Here is a 23,876-nt window from a genome sequence, read left to right as displayed (position 1 = left end):
CAAGAGAAGGGAGCACCCGAGATGAGAGCGATGACCATCGCAATGGAGCCGGGAGCCGCGCCGCGCGTGGCCTATGGCGTACACAAGCTCCGGGAGGCGCTGGAAACCTGCGGGTACACCGTCCAAGTGGAGGAGGAATCCTGGACCTGGGACGGATACCGGGCGGTGCCGGGACCCAAGATCTATGCGGGGAACCGGAAGGAATCCCCGCTGCTGCAGGAGCTGGAGGCGCGGGATGTTCTCCTGTATCATACGACTGCGCCCGAGGAGGAAGGCTTCTATCTGGCCTCGCTGCCGGGAAGCTTGACGGCTGTAACGGGAGGGAACGACTCCGGGGTGCTGTACGGGTGCCTGGAGCTGGCACGCCAGGTATACGCCGCCGGTCGTCTGCCGGACGATCTGGCCGTCGGGGACGCCCCGCAGATGAAGCTGCGCGGACCTGCGATCGGCCTGCAGAAGACCACGGTCGAGCCGCCGAGGCTGACGTATGAGTATCCCGTGACGCCGGGCCGCTTCCCCTGGTTCTACGACCGGGAGCTGTGGACGGACTTCCTCGATATGATGCTCGAGGAACGCTGCAACGTCGTGTACCTGTGGAGCGGTCACCCATTCTCGTCCTTCGTGAAGCTCGACGATTATCCGGAAGCCCTCGAGGTGACGGAAGAGGAATTCAGGCTGAATACCGAGACGTTCCGCTGGATCACGGAGGAAGCGGACCGCCGGGGGATCTGGGTGGTGCTCAAATTCTACAATATCCACATCCCCCTGCCCTTCGCAGAGAAGCACGGGCTGAAGCAGCACCAGCCGAAGCCGCTGCCGATCACCTCCGATTACTACCGCAAGTCCATCGCCGCCTTCGTGAGCACCTATCCGAATGTCGGTCTGATGGTCTGTCTCGGGGAAGCATTGCAGGGACAGATCTACGGGGTGGAATGGTTCACGGAGACCATCATCGCCGGTCTGCTCGACGGTCTGGCGAAGTCGCAGGTAAAAGAAAAGCCGCCGATCATCCTCCGTTCGCATGCGATCGAGCCGATGAAGGTGATTGAAGCGGCCCTGCCGCTGTATCCCCGTCTGTTCACGGAAGCGAAGTACAACGGGGAGTCGCTGACGACCTATACTCCGAGAGGCAAATGGCAGGAGACGCACAACCGTCTCGGCTCGCTCGGGTCGATCCACATTGTGAATGTACATATTCTCGCCAATCTGGAACCGTTCCGCTTCGGCGCACCGGCGTTCATCCAGCGCTGCATGCAGGCGGCCCGGTACCGGCTCGGCTCGAACGGGCTGCACCTGTATCCGCTGTTCTTCTGGGATTGGCCGTATTCGCCGGACCAGGCGCAGCCCAGGCTGCGACAGCTCGACCGCGACTGGATCTGGTTCGCGGCCTGGTTCCGCTACGCGTGGAATGCCGACCGCGATCCCGAAGCCGAGCGCGCGTACTGGAGCGGGCAGCTCGCCAGGCGCTATGGCAGCCGGGAGGCAGGGGAAGCGGTGCTGGACGCCTATGAGGCGTCCGGGGCGTGCGCGCCGAAGCTGCTCCGGCGCTTCGGCATCACGGAAGGCAACCGCCAGACGATGAGTCTCGGCATGACGATGAGCCAGCTGACCAATCCGGAGCGGCATATGCCTTGGCCGGACCTGTGGGAGTCCCAATCTCCACAGGGGGAGCGGCTGGAGGCCTACGTCCAGAGGGAAGTCCGGGGCGAACCGCACGTCGGGGAGACGCCGCCGGAGATCCTGGAGGCATGCCTGCGGCATGCGGACGAAGCGGCGGACGCGATCGAACGCGCGCGGGCCCATGTGAACGGCAGCCATGAAGAATTCGAACGGCTGGCAGACGACGTCGCGGCCATCCGGCTGATGGTCCGATCCTATGCGTGCAAGGTGCGGGCAGCCATCCGGGTGCTGACCTACAAGCATACGGTGCAGGGCGATTACTTCCAGCGGCTGGATCTGCTCGAGTCGGCGGCGGGACTTCTGGAGGAAAGCCTGGCGTACTACCGCGAGCTGGCTGGGCTCACGGCCCGGACGTATACGTTTGCGAACAGCATGCAGACGCCCCAGCGCAAGGTGCCGGTCCGGGGCGGCCTCGAATACGGCCACTGGCAGGCCTGCCTGCCGATGTACGAAGCGGAGCTGGAGCACTTGCGCAGCCATCTTGGCGAGCTGAGGTCCGGGGTGCTGCCGGAGGCGCTCCGCACCCGGGAAGAGCCCATCACCGCCTACCGCGAGGCTCCTTTCACCCTGCTGACGAAGGAAGCCGAGGTGTACCGGGTCAGCAAGGAGGCCTGCGTCTTCACGGACGGCGATATTCATATCGTCGGCTGCGCGGAGGAGCTCGACGGGCTGACCGGCATCCGGTTCAGCCAGATGGCGGCCGGACGGGAGGGCGTGGCCCTGGAGCTCGAGCTTCCGCAGCCGGCGAAGGTGCTCATCGGCTATTTTAACTCGAAGGAGGAGCAATGGCTCCAGGTGCCGAGCCTCGAGGAGAATACGCATGCGGACGACCAGGGGGGCTACGCGCCGATCCTGCGCAAGGGCCTGCGGCTGTATGCGTATCCTTCGGTGAATGTCCACGCCTTCCGCTTCGGTGCGGGCCGTCATACGGTCGATCTGGGCAGAGGGGCGTTCCTCGTCCTCGGCGTGATCGCAGACGATCAAGTTCTCCGCCCGAGGGATGTCGAGCACAAGAATAATGGCGTCGATACGCTGGATTGGCTGTACGAGGCGTGAGGCTGGATGAGTGCGTCGGCAGTCCGGCAGTCCGTTAGGTCGTTAGATCGATAGCACGGCAATGACGATGGAAAAAAGCCGTAGAGGAGGGCACAGATGACAAGCCATCGATCGATCCTGTGGTACGAACAGCCGGCAGGCAGCTGGTTCGAGGCGCTGCCTGCCGGCAACGGCCGGCTCGGCGCCATGGTATTCGGCGGCACAGGGCGGGAGAGAATCGCCCTGAATGAGGATACGCTGTGGTCGGGCGAACCGAGGGACACCGTCCGGGAGGACGCGCATCTCCATCTCGATCCGGTAAGGAAGCTGATCTTCGAGGGCCGCCATGCGGAGGCGGAGGAGATCATCGAGCAGTACATGCAGGGACCGGACATCGAGTCTTACCTGCCGCTGGGGGATCTCGAGCTTCTCTTCGAGAAGGAAGGGGAGATGACGGACTACCGGCGGGAGCTCTGCCTGGACGAGGCGGTGATCCGCACGCAGTACAAGGAGGACGGGGCTCGCCATACCCGGGAGCTGTTCGTCTCGGCTGCCGATCAAGTGCTGGCGCTGCGGATCGACAGCGAGCAGCCGCTGAGCTTCACCGTCTCGCTGGGCAGCCCCCTGCAGCATGCCGTACGCCGGACGGGAAGCGGCGGGATGGCGCTCTCCGGCCGCTGCCCCGTGCAGGTGCTCCCGAATACGGTGCGCTCGTCCGAACCCGTCCGGTACGAGGACGGGCGCGGGATCGCCTTCGAGGCGGCTCTTCTCGTCACCGCCGAGAAGGGCCGGATCGAGTCCTCCGGCGGCCGGATCCGCGTGGTCTCCGGCCGGGGCGTCACGCTGCTGCTCGCAGCCGCGACTAGCTATGACGGCTTCGGCCGCGATCCGGCAGCCCCTTCGCTGGCTGGACGGCCGGGCGACCTGTGCGCGGAGCGGCTCCGGGAGGCGGCGGCGCTGGGCTACGACCGGCTGAAGGAGCGGCATGTCCAGGAGCATGCGGAGAAGTTCGGGCGCGTGTCGCTCGAACTCGGCGGAAGCGCCGCAGCCATTGGCGGCGCGGATGCCCTGCCGACCGACGCCCGCATCCGGGCCGTCGCCCAAGGCGCGGACGATCCCGGACTCGCGGCGCTGTTCTTCCAGTACGGCCGCTATCTGCTGCTCTCGAGCTCCCGGCCCGGCACGCAGCCGGCCAACCTGCAGGGCATCTGGAACGACAAGATACAGCCGCCCTGGTGCAGTTCCTGGACGGCGAACATCAACGTCCAGATGAACTACTGGCCTGCGGAAGCCGCCAACCTCGCCGAATGCCACGAGCCGCTGCTGCGGCTGGTGGACGACCTGCGGATTACCGGCCGCCGGGCCGCCTCTGTGCATTACCGGTGCCGGGGCTGGACCGCCCATCATAATATCGATCTGTGGCGGACGGCCACCCCGGTCGGCGGGTCGCCGAGCTGGGCGTTCTGGCCGATGGCCGGCGCCTGGCTCTGCGAGCACCTGTGGGAGCATTACGCCTTCAGCCAGGACGAAGCCGACCTGATCCGGGCCTACCCGGTAATGAAGGAAGCAGCGCTCTTCGGGCTGGATTGGCTCGTGGAAGGCCCGGACGGCTTCCTGGTGACCTGCCCGTCGACCTCGCCGGAGAATCATTTTCTTGACGGGAACGGCAGCAGAGGCTGCGTCACTTATGCCTCCACCATGGACATCGCGCTGCTGCGCAATCTGTTCAGCCGGTGCATCCAGGCCAGCCTGGAGCTGGGGAAGGATGAGAGCTTCCGGGAGCTGCTGGAGCAGACGCTCCGGCGGATGCCGCCTTACCGCATCGGCCGGCACGGCCAGCTGCAGGAGTGGGCCGAGGACTACGGGGAGGCGGAGCCGGGCCACCGCCACACGGCGCACCTCGCTGCGCTCCATCCGCTCGAAGAGATCACGCTGGAGGACGATCCGGAGCTGGCCGAAGCCTGCAGGAAGTCGCTCGAACGCCGGCTTGCCCACGGCGGAGCCCATACAGGGTGGAGCTGTGCCTGGATGATCTCCATGTGGGCCAGGCTGCGTGAGCCGGAAGCCGCTGACCGCTTCCTGAGCGAGCTGCTGGCGGGACTGCACCCGAACCTGACCAATGCGCACCGCCACCCGAAGGTGAAGATGGACATCTTCCAGATCGACGGCAACCTGGCAGGCACCTCCGGCATTCTCGAGCTGCTGCTGCAGAGCCACCGGGGAACGATCCGGCTGCTGCCTGCTCTGCCCGAGAAGTGGCGGCAGGGCCGGGTCCGGGGGCTCCGGGCCCGCGGGGGCTTCGAGATCGACATGGACTGGCAAGACGGCAGGCTGGGCCGTGCTTCGCTGGTTTCCCTGGCCGGCCGGACTTGCCGCTTGTCGACGGATGGGCCCGTCGTTATTACAGCTGCGGATGGGGCGGCTGTGGCCGTGGAGACGGAGGACGAATCAACCGTACGGTTCCCGACGGAAGCGAGAAGGCGGTATGAGATCAAGGCGGCGTCACCGGCCGGAGCTTCCGCACTTCCCCCCACAGCGTGCCAACCCGTGAGGGTTCCTGCCGCAACCCAACCCCCTGCGGCATATCAAGGAGGCGAACTGCAATGACCGCTAAGCTGCAAGTGATCCATCCCCGCAAGGAATATATCTTCGAAGACGAGCGGCCGTTCGCGAGCTGCCATGCGTCCACGATCGTGCTGCTGCCGGATGGCGGCGCTGTCGCCGCCTGGTTCGGCGGCTCGAAGGAAGGCGCCGGGGATGTGGCGATCTGGGCTGCACACCGCAGTGCGCAGAGCGGATGGACCGCTCCGCGTCAGGTGGCCGGCGAACCCGGAGTGCCGCATTGGAACCCGGTGCTCTTCCGCCGGGAAGACGGTACCCTCCTCCTCTACTACAAAACAGGTACACGCATCGAGCATTGGTCAACCTTCGTCATGGAGTCCAAGGATGACGGTCACACCTGGTCGGCTCCGGCAGTGCTCGTTCCCGGGGACCGGGGAGGCCGGGGGCCCGTCAAGAACAAGCCGGTCCGCCTGGCGGACGGTACCATCGCCGCTCCGGCTTCCCTGGAGCCGGCCTGGGATGCCTTTGTCGACCTCTCGCCGGACGGAGGGCGAACCTGGGTCCGAAGCGATGCCGTGCCGATGCCTGCGGACCGGAGCGCTTTTCTCGGCAAAGGGATCATCCAGCCGAGCCTGTGGGAATCGGAGCCGGGCTGCGTGCACATGCTTACCCGGAGCACGGCCGGCGCCGTCTACCGCAGCGACTCCGCCGATGGGGGACGCTCCTGGTGTCCGGCTTATGCCACCGCGCTGCCGAATAACAACAGCGGCCTCGACCTGGCGAAGCTCGCGGACGGCACGCTGGCGCTGGTCTGCAATCCGACCCGCCCCGAGCCCGGCAAGCTGAAGGGGCCCAGGTCCCCCCTGGTTCTGCTGCTCTCGCGGGATAACGGTCTGAGCTGGGAAGGGGAGACGGTGATCGACGAAGGGGAGAAGCAGTATTCGTATCCCGCGATCGTCGCGGAGGGCAGCAGGGTGCATGTGACCTATACGTGGCGAAGAGAACGCATCGCTTATTGGTATGCGGACCTCCTTTTGTAAAGAGTATGGCCTGTAAGCAGGATTGCCCTATAGATTGAGACGATAACCACCTCGGACCGATCATGTGGACATTTTATAATGAATGATAATAAAAACCTCAGGACAGAGAGTAGGGCGAGAGAACAATGATGTCAGGAGCTAGGCGGCTGGATGATGTGCTCCAGGCAGGGAAGAAATCGCTCCGCACGCTTCCGGGAGCACTCCTGCTCGGGTCCACCGGGGCCCGCCTGTGGGCGGATTATCTCGATCCCGTACCGGGATTTTCAGGCCGATTCGATTTTATTCACAAGGTGAACATTCCCCTGCTGTTTGCTGTACAGAGCAGCCTCATCTCAAGTTACGACCCGTGCCGGACCGTCTGGCGTCCGAGCCACCTGAGCATGGACTACGAAGGGAACCGGCTGGCTCTCAGCGAACGCAAATTCATCACCTGGGACGACTGCGCGGTGTCCTGCCAGACGTGGACGAACCGCAGCCGGGAAGAGCTGGTGCTGCGACTCGAAACCTACGGGGAGGCGTTCGGGCAGCGAGAGGGGGGCCGGCTGAGCGGATCGTTCTCCATCGAGCACTACAGCTTCACGATAGACGGCACCATAGCCGTCAGCGATCCGCAGCTGCTGGATGGTCTCCGGGTGCCCCCCGGAGAGTCCCGTTCCTTGGTCATTGCCGCCGCCTTCGGGATCCAAGGAGCAGATGACATCCGCACGCTCTCTGAGCGCGCCGCCTCTTACGCGGAGAGCGGCAGGACAGCGGATGAAGTTCTGGAAGCCCAGCAGAACGAATACGAAGCCTGGTTCAGCCATACGCCAAGCTTCGCCAGCAGCGAGGAATTGCTGGACCGCACTTGGAGCTACCGCTGGTTCCTGCTCCGCCACAATCTGGCGGATCCGAAGTACGGCAACTTGAGACACCCGCTCTTCTATGAGGGGAGGTCTCACAAGAAGAGCAAGACGCCCTTCGGCAAAGGGGGCTGGGAATTCAGCAAGCTCATTAACTTGTCCGTTCCCCTCCATACGATGGACGCGAGGTGGCACCATGACCCCGCCTATGCGCTCGGCGCATACCGTAATATGCAGGCTTCGCCTGGGGAAGACGGCATGCTCAGCTGCCTGACGGTGGACACGGTGATGCATTCCTTCGCGAACTTCGGAGGCTGGGCGGCGTATCAGCTGTTCCTGGTGCACCCGGACAAAGAAGCGGCAGCAGAGCTGCTGCCCGCGCTGAAACGGAATTCCGAGGCCTGGTGCAAGGTATACGCGAATGAGCGGGATGCCCTGATGATCGAATACAAGCATACGCGTACAGGCAAGGAATACCAACCGAGCTACTGGTATTTTCACGACTACCCGAGGAATCCCAAGGACAAATCAACGTATACGCCGCTGAAGCGGGTGGACCGGACGGTATATCACTATCTGAATCTGCTCGGCATTGCAGGCCTCGGCGAAGCGCTTGGCGACCAGGAGGCGGAGCATTACCGGGAGCGGGCGGAGGCGGTCAAGGCCGGCGTGCTGGACAAAATGTGGGACGAAGCCACGCAGTTCTTCTACGACCTGCATCATGAAACCGACGAGAAGGCGTTCGTCAAAAATATCGTCGGCTTCTACCCCAGCTGGGCTCAGATGCTCGATGAGCGCCACGACGGCTTAATGGGGCACCTGTTCGATGAGCGGGAGTTCGCTACGCGCTGCCCGTTCCCCTCCGTCTCGGCCGACTGTCCGGCCTATGCCAAGGAAGGCGGCTGGATGGGGCATTTCGTCAAGGGACGCAACGGCTGCGTATGGGACGGACCGACCTGGCCGTATACGAATTCGATTGCCCTGGACGCGCTGGCCAAGGAGAGCAGGCGCAGAGGCCACCGCTATGACCGGGAGTTCGGCCATTATCTCCGGGAATACGCATTCCTCCATTATCAGCAGCGCGACCTGAACCGTCCGGGACTCGTCGAGCACTACAACAGCGACACCGGCGAAGCCCTGAGCGACGAACAGGAATACAACCATTCGTATTTTATCGACCTCGTCGTCTCCCACGTCGCCGGCTTGTCCGTCGGACGGGAGGGGATCGTACTCGATCCGCTGGACATCGGGCTGGACTGGTTTGACCTCGACCGCGTGAAGACGGCCGGCTCCATGCTGAGAATCACCTACCGCCGTCCCGGAACGCCTTGGCTGGCGCCGGAGATGCCGGAGATCGAAGAAGGCTTCCGGGTCTATGCCGACGGCAGACTCGTATTCTCGGACTCTGGGCTGACGGAGACGGAGCTGAGCTGGGAGAAGCTGCGGCAGGATGGAACGGACGGAACAAATACCAAGCAGGGAGTGCTGCACATATGACCCGATTTAACGGAATGGTTACGGAACATGAGGCCGATCCAAGGATACGGGAAGCGTTCTTGCCCGTGCTTCATCCGAATGACAGCCATGCGGCCAATCTGCTAGCTCTGGATAACGGAGATTTGCTCTGCACCTGGTTCACGGGCAGCGGAGAGGGCAACCCGGATACGAATGTCGTCCTCTCGAGGCTGCCGGCCGGCTCGGACCAGTGGACCGCACCCGAGCTGCTGTCCTCAGACCCGGAACGCTCCGAGCAGAATCCGGTTCTGTTCCAGGCACCGGACGGCAGATTGTGGCTGCTGCATACCTCGAATGAACCCCACAACCAGAAGACCTCGCGCATTGTCACCCGCCTCTCGGGGGACCGCGGGCTGACCTGGGGCCCGGCCGAAGTAATCACGGACCGGCCCGGAATCTTCCTGCGCCATCCGCCGGTGGTGACCGGGAACGGGGATTGGGTGCTGCCTGCTTATTACTGCCGGCTCGACGGACATTACAGCGTGGTGCTCCGCAGCACCGACCAGGGCCGAACCTGGACGGAGACGGAAGTGCCGGACAGCATCCACCGGGTGCAGATGAACATCATTCCCCGCAGCGACGGATCGCTCCTGGCCATGTTCCGCAGCCGGCAGGCCGACCGGATCTACATGAGCGAATCGACGGACGAAGGACGCACATGGAGCCCGCCGGTCAAGAGCCCGCTCGCGAATAACAATTCCTCCACGCAGTGGGCCAAGTTAGCCGACGGCCGTATAGCGCTCATCTACAATGACTCGACGATGGAGCGCGACCAGTTCCGCTGGGTACAGCGGAAAGGGGAGACCCGCAAGAAACCGCTGCGCACGCCGCTCACCCTGTCCATCTCCGAGGACGGCGGCCGTTCCTGGCCCCATACACGCAACGTTCAGATGGCGGATCTGGAGTACAAGGAGTCGGAGGTCGGCTACTCCTATCCTTCGATTATCGCACCCGGAGACGGGCGGCTGCATATCGCCTTCTCTTATCTGCGCAAGGGAATCAAATATGTGTGCGTTCCTGAGAATTGGTTAGTTGAAAGCTGAGAGAAGAGAAAGAAGAGAAAAGAAAAGAAAAGAAAAGAAAAGAAAAGAAAAGAAAAGAAAAGTCGAAAGGCTTGGCGAATGCCCTGCAGCCTGCCAGCCGATTCTACGATCTTGCAGCTGCTGTCGAAACGAGTGCTAACCGATAGCTCTTGGATAACTTTGCATGATTCTACGGGGGAATACAGGCTTTTCGGCCGCCGGCGGACATACGGTTTGCCGGCAGCCGAAAAGGTTGGCCCGAGTACCGCAGGTTCTGCACTACACAAGAACGGTATGGGGATCAACCAATACGATTTGGGTGTCGAAAAACGGATTCGTTGATTGATATGAATGCGTTTTCATGTCATATTGGGGTACATCATTTCCACCAGAATACAGCCGGGAATCGGATCGTCGGGAAGGGTGTCGAAATGCAAACTTTACCTGGGGTGATGGTCATGACCGGGAGAATCGGACATTTAAGCGGAGACATGTTTTTTGAAGAAAATTTGGATATTTTCGTCAACAGGGAGCTCGAATCGTTTACGCTTTCCCAGCATACGCACGATTTTATTGAAATTTGCTTTGTCGGCGAAGGCTGCGGCTACCATTACATTGAGGACCGGGTTCTCCCCGTGAAGCAGGGGGATCTGTTCGTCATCCCTATGGGCACCTCGCATGTGTTCAGACCGTCCTCGCCGACGCAGGACAAGATGCTCGTTATTTATAACTGCATCTTCCGCAGCTCCCTGCTGGATCGCTGGAAGGGGATGCTGCAGGAGCACTCCCAGACCTGCAACGCCATCTATCATCCTGCTGCACTTTCGGTCCCCTGGCTCCACATTCAGGACAAGTATGACACCTTCCAGACGCTCATCGGCTCGATGCACAGTGAATACCTGAAGCGCAGCACCGGGTTCGACACCGTTCTCACCGCTCTGCTGATTCAGATGTTGGTCATGCTTCAGCGCTTCGAGCAGCAGAGCGAGGCGGAGCCCGTTCCCTCACGGATGCTCGAGGAGGTTGTCCATTTCATCAAATCGAACTATACGCAGAATGTGACGGTACAGCATGTGGCGGATTACTTCTTCCTCAGCGCCAGCCATTTCCAGCGGTTGTTCAAGAAATCGACGGGGGTGTCGTTCACGCAGTATCTTCAGAATGTACGGATCCAAAAGTGCTGCGAGCTGCTCAAAACCACCGACATTCCGATCTACCAGATCGCAAACCAGGTCGGCTACCAGGACATGAAGTTCTTTCATGCGCTGTTCCGCAAAAAAACAGGCGTCACGCCAAGACAGTACCGGCAGAACTTCCAGGAGATCGAAGAGAATGCGAGCTCGATGTAACCGAGCTCGATGTAACTGAGCTCTATAGAGAACGGAAGTAGAGACTTAGGGAGAGAACGGCATACCCTAATAATTCAACCGTTAGAGAGGACTTGAAACGCCTGCCGTCCCGTTTGGGCGAGAAGGCGTTTATCTTCTTTTCATAGCAAACCCGGTGTCCGTCAAGGCGGCTGCCAAGAGAGGAGATCTGACCCATGTGGAATCCCGACGAATATTTGGAGGAAGCCTACCAGGCGGCATGCCGGCAGAACGCCGTATCACGTGCCCTGCCGTGGGGAGAGCGCCGGAGCGGCGTGCATCGCGCCCTGCTGGAAGCGCTCGGCACCATGCCGGCATCGGACGCTCCACTGCAGCCGGAAGTCATCGGGGTGTGGGAGCTGGAGGTGGGACGGCTCGAACGCGCCGTCTACACGACGCATGCTGGTCTGCGTGTGCCGGCCTATGTGCTCGTGCCCAAGGGCCTGAAGGGCCGGGCGCCTGCCGTCCTAGTCTGGCACGGCCATGGCATCGGCAGCCGGGAGCTCGTCGGAGGAGGGGCGGACGGCACGCCGGAAGAAGTGCCTGCCGGCGGCAGGCAGCCTGTGGCCATGCAGCTCGCAGAGCGCGGGCTGATCGTCATCGCCCCGGAGATTATCGGCTTCGGGGACCGCAGGCTTGCCGCCGACCTGCCGAAGGAGCCCCGCACGACCAGCTCCTGCTTCGCACTGGCCTCCCGGCTGCTGATGTGCGGACAGACGCTGGCCGGTCTGCGTGTATTCGAGGCGGGACGGGCGCTGGATTACACAGCTGGACGGGAGGATGTCGATCCGCAGCGGATCGGCTGTATGGGGTTCTCGGGCGGCGGGCTCATCGCCGCCTTCTCCGCAGGGCTGGACGATCGTCTGAAGGCGGCCCTGCTGTGCGGCTTCACGAATACGTTCGCCGGCAGCCTGTGGAAGCGGACCCACTGCATCGACAATTATTTGCCAGGGATCCTGCAGAAGGCGGAGCTGCCCGAGCTGATCGGATTGATCGCACCACGGGCGCTGTTCGTGGAATCCGGAGAGCACGACGGGCTGTTTCCTGCGGGTGCCTTCAGGGAGGCGGCAGCAGTCCTGGAGACCCTCTACCGGGAAGAAGGGGTGGCTGAACGGTTCAGCTCCGATCTGTTCCCCGGCAAGCACGAGATATCCGGCCGGCATTCGTTCGGCTGGCTGGCACAGCAGCTGCTGCACCATACCTAAAGCGCAATGCCCCTATAGAGTAAGCCCCCACCGCCTATAATCGTCTCACGGGCAGACGATATAATGAAGGTCATTCAGGGTGTATGTAACCGTTCACATTAAAGATAGAACCAAGAGCAGAGAGTTTTGAGGGAGGTGCGGAAGTGGGAAGAATCCTGTTAAAACAGATTGAAAAGCGCTTCGGCAAGGAGCGGGGCTATGCGGTCAAGGATTTTAACCTGGAGATCAAGGACGGCGAATTCCTCGTGATGGTCGGACCTTCAGGCTGCGGCAAATCGACTACGCTGCGGATGATTGCGGGGCTCGAGGACATCTCCTCGGGCGAGCTGTATATCGGCGACCGGCTGGTGAACCATCTGCCGCCGAAGGACCGGGATATCGCTATGGTCTTCCAGAACTATGCCTTGTATCCGAACATGAGCGTCTTCGAGAATATCGCCTTCGGCCTGCGGCTGCGCAAATCGCCCAAGCATGAGATCGAGCAGTCGGTGAAGCGGACCTCCCGGACGCTGGAGATCGAGCCGTTCCTGGAGCGTAAGCCGAGGCAGCTGTCCGGGGGCCAGCGGCAGCGTGTCGCGCTGGGCAGGGCGATCGTGCGTAATCCGGAAGTCTTCCTGATGGATGAGCCGCTCTCCAACCTGGACGCGAAGCTGAGGGTGCAGATGCGCACGGAGATCATCTCGCTGCACAAGCAGCTTGGCGTAACGATGGTCTACGTCACGCATGACCAGGTAGAGGCCATGACGATGGGCCACCGTATCGTCGTCATGAAGGACGGCCTGATCCAGCAGGTCGACACCCCGCAGCGAATCTACAACCATCCGGCCAACATGTTCGTCGCGGGCTTCATCGGCTCGCCCCCGATCAACTTCCTGGAGGGCAAGCTGCTGGAAGCGCCGGACGGCGGACTGGAATTCCATACGAAGCAGTATTATCTTCGCATTCCCGCCCAGGCCTCGGAACGGCTCAAGGAGAAGAAGAAGGTGAACCGTACCGTGTTCCTCGGCATCCGCAGCGAGCATATCGGGGTCGCCGCTTATGGGGACGGGATGCAGCCGCAAGACGGCATGACCGGGGTTCACAAATTCGGCGAGCTTATGGGTGCAGACCGCTATGTGTATGCCGATATCGGAGCCTCGAAGCTGCTCATAGCCCGCACGCCGTCTGACCTGGATTTCGCCGATGAGGAGAAGGTCACGCTGACCCTTAATATGCAGAAGGCGATCTTCTTCGACGGCGAGACGGAAGAGAATATCCTTGATTAACAGCAAAGGCGGAGGGATGGAGTTGAAAGCGTTACGTCGATTACGGGCCGGGCTGGCCGCCCTGCTTGCCGCTGCCCTCACGCTGGTCACCGTCCTGTACGGATCGCCCGAGCCCGCAGGGGCAGCGGAGTCGCCCGCTCCCAAGCAGACAGCAGGCGAAGCGGAAGAAGGGGGCGGCCTCACCGGCCGGAATGATCCGTATTACATGGAAGTGCTGGAGCGCTGGAAGAAGGAGGGGGCATCCGCCGATCATGGAACGCAGATTGTGATCCCCGGCTCCCAAATCGCGGGCCGCTCCGGCGGGGCGAAGGTTGCGGTCGGCTCCTACCAGGGCAAGGACAATGTGCTGATCTGGAGTGCGGGGCGAGCCGAGTGGATCGAATATGAGCTGGATGTGCAGCAGGGGGGACTCTACACCCTGACAATGTCCTATCACCCGTTCGTCGATTCGAAGAACCGCAAGCCGATTGCGCTCAATATTACGGTCGACGGGGCGAATCCGTTCCTCGAAGCGAAGTCGATCGAGCTGTACCGCCACTGGAAGGATAAGCTTCCGATCCGGACGGACGACCGCGGAGACGAGATCCGGCCGGTGGCCGAGGATATCTCCGGCTGGGAGACCTGGGAGCTGCGCGACAAGGCGGGCGCTTATGAGGACGCGCTTCAGTGGTACCTGACCCCAGGGAAGCATAAGCTCCGCCTGATCGGAAGCGACCCCCTGGCCTTGGAATCGATCCTGCTACAGGCGCCCGCGAAGACAGGGGCTTATGAAGCCGTGAGGGGAAGCCAGCCGGCAACAGGAGCGGTCAAGGCGGAGCCGGTGGCCTTTGAAGCGGAGCGGGTGCTGTGGAAGAGCGATTCCTCGCTGTCGCTTGCCTATGACAACGATATTGCCAATACCCCTTATGTCCAGGGGAAAATCACCTACAATACGATCAACGGCGAGAGGTGGAACGCCGGGAATCAGGAGATCACCTGGAGCTTCGAAGCGCCGGAGACCGGCTACTACCACATTGCGATGCGGGCCCAGCAGGGCTTCGTGTCGAACCGCTCCTCGTTCCGCACCATCCTCGTCAACGGCAAGGTTCCCTTCTCTGAGCTGAAGGCATACCGGTTCCTGTACCACTCCGGCTGGCAGGGGTTAGCCCTGGCGGACGAGCAGGAGCGGCCCTATGAATTCTACCTGGAGAAGGGTGCCAACACAATCTCCATGCGGGTCACGCATGCCCCGCTGAAGCCGCTCGCCATCGAGCTCGAAGAGGTGATCGGAGAGCTGCGGAAGCTTTTCGCGGATGTAAGAGCACTGACCGGCGGCGTAGATGACAAGAACCGAACCTGGGACATGGACCGCGATCTGCCGGGCTTCGTCGACGGACTCCGGGCCACCGGGGACCGGATCGACGCGATCCGGGAGAAGCTGACCGCGGTCAACGGCCGGCCGGACTCCGTATCGCAGGGGCTCGTGACCGCACGCAAGGATATCGACGCGATGCTGGAGGATGCCGATGAGATCCCGTATGATCCGGGACGCTTGGTTGAGATCCAAGGCAAGGTCGCGGACCAGATCGAGGCGCTGAGCTCTCAGCCGCTCCAGCTCGACCGGCTGTTCGTCGTGCCCGCCGGACAGCCGCTGCCGAAGATGGTGGCGTCGGCGGGAGAGAAGTTCTGGGGCGGATTCGCCAACTTCTTCGATTCGTTCAAGGCCAAGGGCAAGTGGAGCGAAGACGACGGGGAGGCGCTCGACGTCTGGATGTTCCGGGGGCGGGATTATGTGAACCTGCTGCAGGGTCTGGTGGATGAGCAGTTCACGCCGCAGACCGGTATCAAGGTCAAGGTGAATCTGCTCAAGGATGAGAAGCAGCTCGTGCTGATGAACGCAGCGGGCATCGCTCCGGATGTGGCTCTCGGCATGCCCCAGGATATTCCGTTCGACTATGCGATCCGGGGCGGGATCTACAACCTGAAGCAGTTCCCCGACTTCGACACCTACTTCAAGCGGTTCGCGCCCGGCTCGTGGACCCCGTTCTACTATGACGGGGGATATTACGGCGTACCCGAGACCCAGTCGTTCCAGATGATGTACTACCGCAAAGATATTCTGGACAGTCTCGGCCTCCAGGTGCCGGACACCTGGGAGGATCTGTACCGCTTGCTGCCAGTGCTGCAGCAGAACGGGATGAACTTTACGCCGGTCGAACACAATGCGTTCATGCAGATGCACGGCGCGGAGTATTATACGCCGGATGGCACGAAGACCGGACTCGGCTCGGACAAAAGCTACGAAGCGTTCAAGCAGTGGACCGACCTGCAGAACAAATTCGCCGTAGACCAGCGGATGGACAGCTTCTACCAGCATTTCCGCGAAGGCTCGTACCCCATCGGGATCGCGGATATCAACACGTATATCCAGCTGACGGTAGCCGCTCCGGAGCTCAACGGCTTGTGGGGGCTTGCTCCCGTGCCCGGCGTCCGGCAGGCCGACGGCCAGGTGGCGCGGTGGCTCGGAGGCAGCATGCAGTCCTCGGTCATCATGAAGAATGCGAAGCGGCCGGCGGAAGGCTGGGAATTCATCAAGTGGTGGACCTCCGCCGCCGTGCAGGAGCGATTCGGCACGGATCTCGAGACACTGAACGGCGTGACCTTCCGCTGGAACACCTCGAATATCGAAGCCTTCACGAAGATGCCGTGGAGGGATGATGATCTGGCGGCCATTATGCAGCAGTGGAAGTGGTTCCGCGAGATCCCGAACGTGCCCGGCAGCTACTTCATGGAGCGGGAACTGCGCAATGCATGGACACGAACCGTCATCGGAGGCATGAACTACCGGACTTCGCTCGAGACGGCCGTGAAGGAAGTCGACCGCGAGATCCGGCGGAAGGTCCAGGAGTTCGGATTCATTGAGGCGGACGGAACCGTCATCCGCAGGATGAACCTGCCGTCCATCACGAAGCCATGGGAAGGAGTGGAGCCGTATGTCCAAAAGTGAACTGATCGTGCAGCCGCCCGGGCTGAGTCTCGGGCAGCGGCGCAAAGGCAGGCTGGCGACGGCTCTGCAGACGCTGTGGTCGTACCGCGTGTCCTATTTGTTCATCGCCCCGTTCATGATCTGTTTCATCCTGTTTATTCTGCTGCCGGTGATCGCCGCCGTGGTGCTCAGCTTCACCCATTACAATTCCATTGAACCTCCGCGCTTCGTCGGCTGGGATAACTTCCGTTATATGCTGACACAGGACCTCATCCTGATGAAGTATGCGCTGCCCAATACGCTGACCTTCGCGCTGATTGTGGGGCCTGGCGGCTATGTGTGCGCGTTCCTGCTCGCATGGCTGATCTCGATCCTGCCCGCCACGTTCCGCAAGTGGTTCACGCTGGCGATGTATACGCCGTCGCTGGCCTCGCTCGTGGCCATGAGCATTATCTGGACACCGCTGTTCTCCAGCGACCGGATCGGGTATCTGAACCACTTTCTGCTGAACCTGAATCTGATCAGCGAGCCCGTGCCGTGGGTCACGAGTAAGGAGCATCTCATGTCGTCCATGGTGGTCGTTACTTTATGGAAGAGCATGGGCATCGGCTTCCTCGGCATGCTGGCCGGACTGCTCAACGTCAACCCGGAGATGTATGAGGCCGGCAAGCTGGACGGCATCCGCAGCCGGCTGGAGGAGATCTGGTATATCACCATCCCGGCAACGAAGCCGCAGATGCTGTTCGGCGCCGTCATGGCGGTCGTGGGCGCCGTACAGATCAGCGAGATCGGCACCGTGCTCTCCGGCATGAACCCGACACCCGAATATGCGGCCCATATGATCACCACGCATACCGACGATTATGCGTTCACCCGCTTCGAGCTTGGCTACGCCACGGCGCTGACGGTGTGTCTGCTGACGATCGTTTACCTCGCACAGAAGCTGTGCTGGAAGCTGTTCGGTACGAAGGAGGACGAATAACATGAATTTCGCGGCCAAATTGCGCGGATGGATCCCCTGGCGAAGGCGCTCGAAGCTCGGGCGCTGGAGCCCGGCCGAGAAGGTGGCGTTCGTGGTGCTCGCGCTCATCAGCATCTTCATGATGCTGCCGATCGTGTATATTTTCAACCACGCGTTCAAGCCGTACCAGGAGCTGTTCGTGTACCCGCCGAACATCCTCGTGCGCGACCCTTCCATCCAGAGCTTCATCGAGCTGCTGGCTTCGACGAAGACGACGGCTGTTCCGGTGACCCGGTATATGTTCAACAGCTTCGTCGTCACGGGGCTGTCCGTTACGCTCATTACGCTGTTCAGCGCCATGTGCGCCTATGCCATCTCCAAGCACCAGTTTCCCGGACATAAGGCGGTCTTCGCGACCATCCTGCTGACCCTCGTTTTTGTCCCGGAAACTGTGGCCATTCCCAAATACCTGGTGGTCAGCCAGCTCGGTATCTTCAATACGTATTGGGGGCATGTACTGCCGCTCGTGGCCGTCCCCACCGGGGTCTTCCTGATGAAGCAGTTCATCGATCAAGTGCCGGGCGAGCTGCTGGATTCCGCGAAGATGGACGGGGCGAAGGAGTGGACGCTCTTCCTGCGTATCATTATCCCGGTCGTACTGCCGGCGATCGCGACCATCGGCATTATCGCGTTCCAGAGCGCATGGCAGAATACAGAAACCTCGATCTCCTACATGCAGGATGAAGAGATGCGGACCTTCCCGTTCTACGTGGAGACACTGACCAGCGGCATGGCCAACAGTGTGGCTAGGCAGGGCGCGCTGGCTGCGGCGACGCTGCTGCTGTTCCTGCCCAACCTGATTATCTTCCTCGCCTTCCAGAGCAAAGTCATCGCCACGATGGCGCATTCGGGGATCAAATGATGGAGAGGAGAACGATTGGCGTGAACAGAGCAGGAACCGCTGTGGCTGACGGCCGGGAGACGATAGAGCAGTGGGACCGGTTCGAGCTGGTTCTGGAGGGCCCGCAGGAAGGCAATCCGTTCCAGGACATCCGCTTGTCGGCCCGGTTCCAGTACCGGAACCTGACGATGGAGCCGGAAGGCTTCTATGACGGGAACGGAGTCTACCGGGTACGCTTCATGCCGGACCGGCCGGGCGTTTGGCGGTATGTGACGCATAGTAATTGTCCGGAGCTGGACGGTCACCGGGGCGAGTTCGTCTGTGCGGATCCGGGGGAAGGCAACCATGGCCCGGTCCGGGTGAAGGGCCGGTACGGCTTCGCCTATGAGGACGGGACGCCGTATATGCCGTTCGGCACCACCTGTTATCACTGGACGCACGGGGGGAATACGGAGCAGGAGGAGCTGACCTTGCAGTCGCTGGCAGGTTCCCCCTTCAATAAGGTGAGAATGTGTCTGCTGCCGACCCGGGATATGCAGCCTCCGCTGGAGACGGTCTTTGCCGGCTCCTCCCCGGAGGATCTCGACCGGACACGGTATAATCCTGCTTTTTTTCAGCATCTCGAACATCGTCTTGACGACCTGCTGAAGCTGGGGATCGAGGCGGACCTCGTTCTTTTCCATCCGTATGACAAAGGGTGGTGGGGCGTCGACAACATGGATGCGCTCCAGGACGAGATGTATCTGCGGTACTGCATCGCAAGGCTCGGCTCCTACCGCCACGTGTGGTGGTCGCTGTGCAACGAGTTCGACTTCAACAAATATAAGACGGTGGGGGACTGGGACCGGCTGCTGCAGCTCACCCAGCGGTTTGACCCGTACCAGCACCTGCGCTCGATCCACAACGGGACGAAGATGTACAAATCCTCCAGTCTGTATGACTTCACGAAGCCCTGGATCACGCACCAGAGCATTCAGCACTGGGATGCGGAGCTGACGACGGGGTGGCGAGAGACGGCGGCGAAACCGATCGTTATCGACGAAATCTCCTACGAGGGCAACAGCTCGCGGCGCTGGGGGAATATTTCGGGACAGGAGCTCGTACACCGGTTCTGGGAAGGGGTGAGCCGGGGCGGCTTCGTCGGGCACGGGGAATCGTTCGTTGACCGGGAGACCCGGGCGTGGATCTCCACCGGAGGGCGCCTGTATGGGGAAAGCGTACCCCGGATCGCCTTCCTGAGGCGCATCCTGGAAGAGGCCCCGCCGGAGTGGATCGAGGCGCTGGGCGAAGGAAGCTGGCGCCTGTTGTACTTCGGCCGGCGGCAGCCCGGCAGTCATTGGCTGGAGCTGCCGCCGGAGGGAGCTTATCAGGTGGACCTGATCGATACTTGGGACATGACGATTCAGCCCCTCCCGGGCTTGTACAGCGGGCGGTGTCGAATCGGACTGCCCGGCCGGCCTCAGCTGGCTCTGCGCGTACGGCCTGCAGAAACGGCTTTGGAAGGAGGGGGAAGTTGATGACGGTGGAGTCGATCGTGGAACGCTGGGGGCTGTTCGAGCTGCTCCTGCAGGCCCCGGAGGAGGGGAATCCTTACGTGGATGTAACCCTGTCGGCGAGCTTCTCCTGCGGTAGTGAGTTCGGGGAAGTCGAAGGCTTCTATGACGGTGACGGGATCTGCCGGATCCGGTTCATGCCGCAGGTGGAAGGCACATGGACGTACCGGACGCAGAGCAGCGTACCAGCGCTGGACGGCCTGACCGGGCAGTTCGTCTGTGCCGCCCCGTCTGCAGGGAACCGTGGCCCGGTAAGGGTGCGGGGAGAGGCCCACTTCGCTTATGCGGACGGCACAAGGTTCATCCCCGTAGGCACCGTCTGCAGCCAGTGGCACCTGCAGAGCGAAGCGCGCCGGCAGGAGACGTTGGAGGCGCTTCGGCACTCCCCGTACAACAAGGTGCGGATGACTGTCCTTCCGCTGGCTGATGAAGCGCCGGAAGGCCTGCCGGAGCCGTTCGAACGGCATACGGACGGCCGGCTGGACGGCAGCCGTTTGTGTCCGGAATATTTCCAGACGCTGGAGCAGCGGATCAGCGAGCTCTCGGCGCTTCACATCGAGGCGGAGCTTGTGCTGCTGCGTCCGGATGTCTTCGGGGCTGGGGAACGCAGCAGAGAAGACGAGGAACGCTATGTCCGGTACTGTGCGGCCCGCTTCGGTGCCTATCGGTCGGTCTGGTGGTCAGCAACCGAAGATACAGGAGGCTTCGCCGGCCGGACGCCGGGCGACTGGAACCGGCTGCTCCGCCTGATCGCAGAGCAGGACGGCGGACGGCATCTGCGTTCGGTCCGGAGCCGGCCGGGCGAGGCGGACTTCGGCTCGCCCTGGGCGACGCACGTGAGCCTGGAGACGCCGGACGTCAAGGCGGCTTCGGATTATACCCGGGCGTACGCCAAGCCGGTGTTGATCGAGGGCGCCGGATATGAGGGCAACCTCGACCATCCCGAAGCAAGCCTGACGCCTGAAGAGATGACAAGCCGCCTGTGGGAAGGCGCGGTTCGCGGAGGCTATGTAAGCTGCAGCGAAGCGTATGCGGAGAAGGATGGGGATCTGCTCTGGTCCAAGCACGGAGGGAGCTTCCTGGGGAAGAGCACCGCCCGTGCGGCTTTCCTCCGGCAGATGCTGGAGGAGCTGCCGGAGGGCATGCGTTACAACAGCGACCGGTATGATGCCGCTACGCTGGAGATCCGGGGGGAGTGCTATCTGCAGTACTTCGGCCCGCACCGCTTCGCGTTCCGGGGCTTCGAGCTGCCGGAAGGCCGCTATACCGTGGATCTGATCGATACTTGGCAGATGACGGTGGAACCGCTTCCCGGCGACTATGAGGGACGCTTTCGGATCGACCTGCCGATAAAGGAATATTTGGCCCTGCGCATTCGCAAATTACCCGGAGCCCTGAGCGGACCGGCGGAGGAGGAACGAGATGGAACAACGGAGAGCATCCAAGCATGACAGACTGTGGTACGAGAAGCCGGCGCGCGCCTGGACCGAAGCGCTGCCGGTCGGCAACGGCAGGCTGGGCGCCATGGTATTCGGCAAGGTGAACCAGGAGCGCCTGCAGATCAATGAGGATTCCGTCTGGTACGGCGGTCCGCTGAACGGGGACAATCCCGACGGGAGGAAATACCTGCCCGAAGTGCGGCGCCTGCTGCTCAAGGGAAAGCAGCTGGAAGCGGAAGAGGCGGCACAGATGGGACTGATGTCGATCCCCAAATCCATGCGTCCTTATCAGCCGCTCGGCGATCTTCATATTTACCATGACGGCGAGAAGAAAATGATCTCGAACTACTACCGCGACCTGGACATCGAGGAGGGCATCGCGCATGTGGGCTACTGCCTCAATGAAGTCAGGCACGAACGCGAAGTCTTCTCCAGCGCGGTCGACGGCGTGCTCGTCGTCCGCATTACCTGCGGGCCGGAAGCCAAGCTTAATCTTCGGATGAATGTGAGCCGCAGGCCGTTCGACGAAGGCACGCAGCAGCTTGCCCACGATACGATCGCCATGTGCGGGGATAACGGGAAGAATGGCGTGTCTTACTGCATGGCCGTCAAGGCGGTGCCCGAAGGCGGCTGGGTCAATGCCTTCGGCGATTTCCTGGCTGTCCGGGACGCAGACGCTGTCACGCTCTACATCGCGGGAGGCACGTCGTTCCGCTCGGAGGATCCGCAGGCCGAATGTGTACGCCAGCTTGAGGCGGCGGAGCGCAAGGGCTATGATGCGGTGAAGCGGGAGCATATCGCAGACCATCTCTCCCTCTACCGCCGGGTGAAGCTCGATCTCGGACAGGAGCCTGTGCAGGGACCGGACCCGTCGCTGCTGCCGACCGATGCGAGGCTCCTGCGCTTCAAGGAGGGCGGAGAAGATCCGGGATTGTTCCAGCTGTATTTTCAATTCGGACGGTATCTGATGATGGCCAGCTCGCGGCCAGGTTCGAATCCGGCCAACCTGCAGGGGATCTGGAACGAGAGCTTCACCCCGCCCTGGGAGTCCAAGTATACGATCAACATTAATACGGAGATGAACTACTGGCCGGCCGAGAGCTGCAATCTGCCCGAGTGCCATGAGCCGCTGTTCGATCTCATCGACCGGATGCGGCCGAATGGCCGCAAAACCGCAGAGCAGCTGTACGGCTGCCGGGGTTTCGTCGCCCACCACAACACCGATATGTGGGGCTCGACCCAGGTGGAAGGCAATTATATGCCGGGCTCGATCTGGCCGATGGGCGCCGCCTGGCTGTCGCTGCACCTGTGGGAGCATTACCGGTTCGGCCTGGAGGAGCCGTTCCTGCGGGAGAGGGCTTATCCGATTATGAAGGAAGCGGCGGAGTTCTTCCTCGATTATTTGTTCGAGGACAAGGAGGGGCGCCTCGTCACCGGGCCATCCACCTCTCCCGAGAACAAATTCATCGGCCCGGACGGGAGTGTGGGCACGCTGACCATCGGACCTTCGATGGACATCCAGATCGTGTACTCGCTGCTCCGCGCATGCGCTGACGCTGCGGGCATCCTGAGAACCGACGATCTCCTGCGCGCCAAGTGGGAAGAGGTGCTGCGCCGGCTGCCCCAGCCGCAGATCGGCAGGCACGGCCAGCTGCAGGAGTGGACGGGCGACTGGGATGAGGTGCATCCGGGCCACCGGCATATCTCCCATCTGTTCGCTCTGCATCCCGGCGAAATCATCCATGTGCGCCATACGCCCGAGTGGGCGCAGGCCGCCAAGGTCACGCTGGAGCGCCGGCTCGAGAACGGGGGCGGTCACACCGGATGGAGCCGCGCCTGGATTCTCAACTTCTATGCCCGGCTGGAGGACGGCGTGAACGCGTATGGGCATCTGCGTGCGCTGCTGTCGCAGTCGACGCTGCCGAACCTGTTCGATAACCATCCGCCGTTCCAGATCGACGGGAACTTTGGCGGGACGGCAGGGATCGCCGAGATGCTCCTGCAATCGCACCGTGGGGAGATCGCGCTGCTGCCGGCTCTTCCGCCGGCGTGGCGCAGCGGCCGTGTGTCCGGACTGCGCGCTCGCGGAGGCTTCGAGGTAGACCTGGAATGGGCGGAGGGGGCGCTGGTCCGCTGCGTGATCCGGGCGGACCGGGACGGCGAATGCCGGATTGCCTGCCGGCAGCCGCTGTCTCCCCTGCGGGTGGAGGCGGACGGGACGGCAGTCGGCACCACGGACGAGAGCGGGCTTACCCGCTTCGCGGTCCGGGCGGGCCGGTCGTACGTGCTGGCGCCGGAGACGCAGTCCGAGCCTGCTCCGCAGCAGATTGGGGAGTCCGTATAGCTGTGCAATGCAATGGGAGGGCCACCGGAAGGTGGTCCTTTTTTCGCATCGTCCTTAAAGGACGGCGAAGCCGGTTAACTTACTATTGAATTTATAAAATTTCGGGGAGGAGCTTGTTTTCCATCTCGGTTTGTTCTTGGTAAGGTAGGAGCCAAGCAGAGAGTAGTAGAGAGGGAATGGGTA

General features: G+C 62.0%; 14 protein-coding genes. All 14 read left to right on the top strand.

The genetic code is table 11. From position 1 onward, the window contains the following. Positions 1–21: 21 nt before the first annotated feature. On the top strand, positions 22–2,736 hold the full coding sequence (locus O9H32_RS08640; RefSeq protein WP_269865590.1) for a hypothetical protein: 2,715 nt from the start codon (positions 22–24) through the stop codon (positions 2,734–2,736). A 96-nt stretch (positions 2,737–2,832) separates the two neighbouring features. Next, positions 2,833–5,322 (top strand): glycoside hydrolase family 95 protein, encoded by a 2,490-nt coding sequence (locus tag O9H32_RS08635; RefSeq protein WP_269865589.1) that lies wholly within the window; start codon positions 2,833–2,835, stop codon positions 5,320–5,322. Then, complete coding sequence (locus O9H32_RS08630; protein ID WP_269865588.1) at positions 5,319–6,317, top strand: sialidase family protein; 999 nt, start codon at positions 5,319–5,321, stop codon at positions 6,315–6,317. Before O9H32_RS08635 ends, O9H32_RS08630 begins: the two co-directional genes overlap by 4 nt. Positions 6,318–6,442: 125 nt before the next feature. Next, complete coding sequence (locus O9H32_RS08625; protein ID WP_269865587.1) at positions 6,443–8,653, top strand: MGH1-like glycoside hydrolase domain-containing protein; 2,211 nt, start codon at positions 6,443–6,445, stop codon at positions 8,651–8,653. After that, the gene (locus tag O9H32_RS08620) at positions 8,650–9,714 is read left to right on the top strand and encodes a sialidase family protein (RefSeq protein ID WP_269865586.1); all 1,065 of its coding nucleotides are present in this window, start codon (positions 8,650–8,652) and stop codon (positions 9,712–9,714) included. The genes O9H32_RS08625 and O9H32_RS08620 overlap by 4 nt, the downstream gene beginning before the upstream one ends. 410 nt (positions 9,715–10,124) lie before the next feature. Next, entirely contained in the window at positions 10,125–11,042 is a 918-nt protein-coding gene (locus O9H32_RS08615) for an AraC family transcriptional regulator (RefSeq protein WP_269865585.1), read from the top strand. A gap of 194 nt (positions 11,043–11,236) precedes the next feature. Beyond that, positions 11,237–12,265: a dienelactone hydrolase family protein gene (locus tag O9H32_RS08610; protein ID WP_269865584.1), complete on the top strand. Its 1,029-nt coding sequence runs from the start codon at positions 11,237–11,239 to the stop codon at positions 12,263–12,265. A gap of 143 nt (positions 12,266–12,408) precedes the next feature. Continuing rightward, entirely contained in the window at positions 12,409–13,530 is a 1,122-nt protein-coding gene (locus O9H32_RS08605; protein WP_269865583.1) for an ABC transporter ATP-binding protein, read from the top strand. Positions 13,531–13,546: 16 nt separating this feature from the next. Then, on the top strand, positions 13,547–16,516 hold the full coding sequence (locus O9H32_RS08600) for an extracellular solute-binding protein (protein ID WP_269865697.1): 2,970 nt from the start codon (positions 13,547–13,549) through the stop codon (positions 16,514–16,516). Then, complete coding sequence (locus tag O9H32_RS08595) at positions 16,503–17,477, top strand: carbohydrate ABC transporter permease (RefSeq protein WP_269865582.1); 975 nt, start codon at positions 16,503–16,505, stop codon at positions 17,475–17,477. Before O9H32_RS08600 ends, O9H32_RS08595 begins: the two co-directional genes overlap by 14 nt. A gap of 1 nt (position 17,478) precedes the next feature. Beyond that, positions 17,479–18,378, top strand: a complete 900-nt coding sequence (locus O9H32_RS08590; RefSeq protein ID WP_269865581.1) for a carbohydrate ABC transporter permease — start codon at positions 17,479–17,481, stop codon at positions 18,376–18,378. Next, the gene (locus tag O9H32_RS08585; protein ID WP_269865696.1) at positions 18,378–19,874 is read left to right on the top strand and encodes a DUF5060 domain-containing protein; all 1,497 of its coding nucleotides are present in this window, start codon (positions 18,378–18,380) and stop codon (positions 19,872–19,874) included. Before O9H32_RS08590 ends, O9H32_RS08585 begins: the two co-directional genes overlap by 1 nt. Beyond that, positions 19,874–21,361, top strand: a complete 1,488-nt coding sequence (locus tag O9H32_RS08580) for a DUF5605 domain-containing protein (RefSeq protein ID WP_269865580.1) — start codon at positions 19,874–19,876, stop codon at positions 21,359–21,361. Before O9H32_RS08585 ends, O9H32_RS08580 begins: the two co-directional genes overlap by 1 nt. Continuing rightward, positions 21,333–23,693: a glycoside hydrolase family 95 protein gene (locus tag O9H32_RS08575; RefSeq protein ID WP_269865579.1), complete on the top strand. Its 2,361-nt coding sequence runs from the start codon at positions 21,333–21,335 to the stop codon at positions 23,691–23,693. The genes O9H32_RS08580 and O9H32_RS08575 overlap by 29 nt, the downstream gene beginning before the upstream one ends. Positions 23,694–23,876 lie beyond the last annotated feature (183 nt).

The organism is Paenibacillus caseinilyticus (assembly GCF_027533645.1).
Lineage (GTDB): Bacteria > Bacillota > Bacilli > Paenibacillales > NBRC-103111 > Paenibacillus_G > Paenibacillus_G caseinilyticus.
Note: the sequence above shows the minus strand (reverse complement) of the source record. Positions and strands in the feature narration are given on the sequence as shown.

What these genes read in the sequence shown, in the direction of transcription:
- O9H32_RS08640 (WP_269865590.1), top strand. Translation starts at nt 22, where the DNA reads ATGAGAGCGATGACCATCGCAATGGAGCCGGGAGCCGCGCCGCGCGTG.
- O9H32_RS08635 (WP_269865589.1), top strand. Translation starts at nt 2,833, where the DNA reads ATGACAAGCCATCGATCGATCCTGTGGTACGAACAGCCGGCAGGCAGC.
- O9H32_RS08630 (WP_269865588.1), top strand. Translation starts at nt 5,319, where the DNA reads ATGACCGCTAAGCTGCAAGTGATCCATCCCCGCAAGGAATATATCTTC.
- O9H32_RS08625 (WP_269865587.1), top strand. Translation starts at nt 6,443, where the DNA reads ATGATGTCAGGAGCTAGGCGGCTGGATGATGTGCTCCAGGCAGGGAAG.
- O9H32_RS08620 (WP_269865586.1), top strand. Translation starts at nt 8,650, where the DNA reads ATGACCCGATTTAACGGAATGGTTACGGAACATGAGGCCGATCCAAGG.
- O9H32_RS08615 (WP_269865585.1), top strand. Translation starts at nt 10,125, where the DNA reads ATGCAAACTTTACCTGGGGTGATGGTCATGACCGGGAGAATCGGACAT.
- O9H32_RS08610 (WP_269865584.1), top strand. Translation starts at nt 11,237, where the DNA reads ATGTGGAATCCCGACGAATATTTGGAGGAAGCCTACCAGGCGGCATGC.
- O9H32_RS08600 (WP_269865697.1), top strand. Translation starts at nt 13,547, where the DNA reads ATGGAGTTGAAAGCGTTACGTCGATTACGGGCCGGGCTGGCCGCCCTG.
- O9H32_RS08595 (WP_269865582.1), top strand. Translation starts at nt 16,503, where the DNA reads ATGTCCAAAAGTGAACTGATCGTGCAGCCGCCCGGGCTGAGTCTCGGG.
- O9H32_RS08590 (WP_269865581.1), top strand. Translation starts at nt 17,479, where the DNA reads ATGAATTTCGCGGCCAAATTGCGCGGATGGATCCCCTGGCGAAGGCGC.
- O9H32_RS08585 (WP_269865696.1), top strand. Translation starts at nt 18,378, where the DNA reads ATGGAGAGGAGAACGATTGGCGTGAACAGAGCAGGAACCGCTGTGGCT.
- O9H32_RS08580 (WP_269865580.1), top strand. Translation starts at nt 19,874, where the DNA reads ATGACGGTGGAGTCGATCGTGGAACGCTGGGGGCTGTTCGAGCTGCTC.
- O9H32_RS08575 (WP_269865579.1), top strand. Translation starts at nt 21,333, where the DNA reads ATGGAACAACGGAGAGCATCCAAGCATGACAGACTGTGGTACGAGAAG.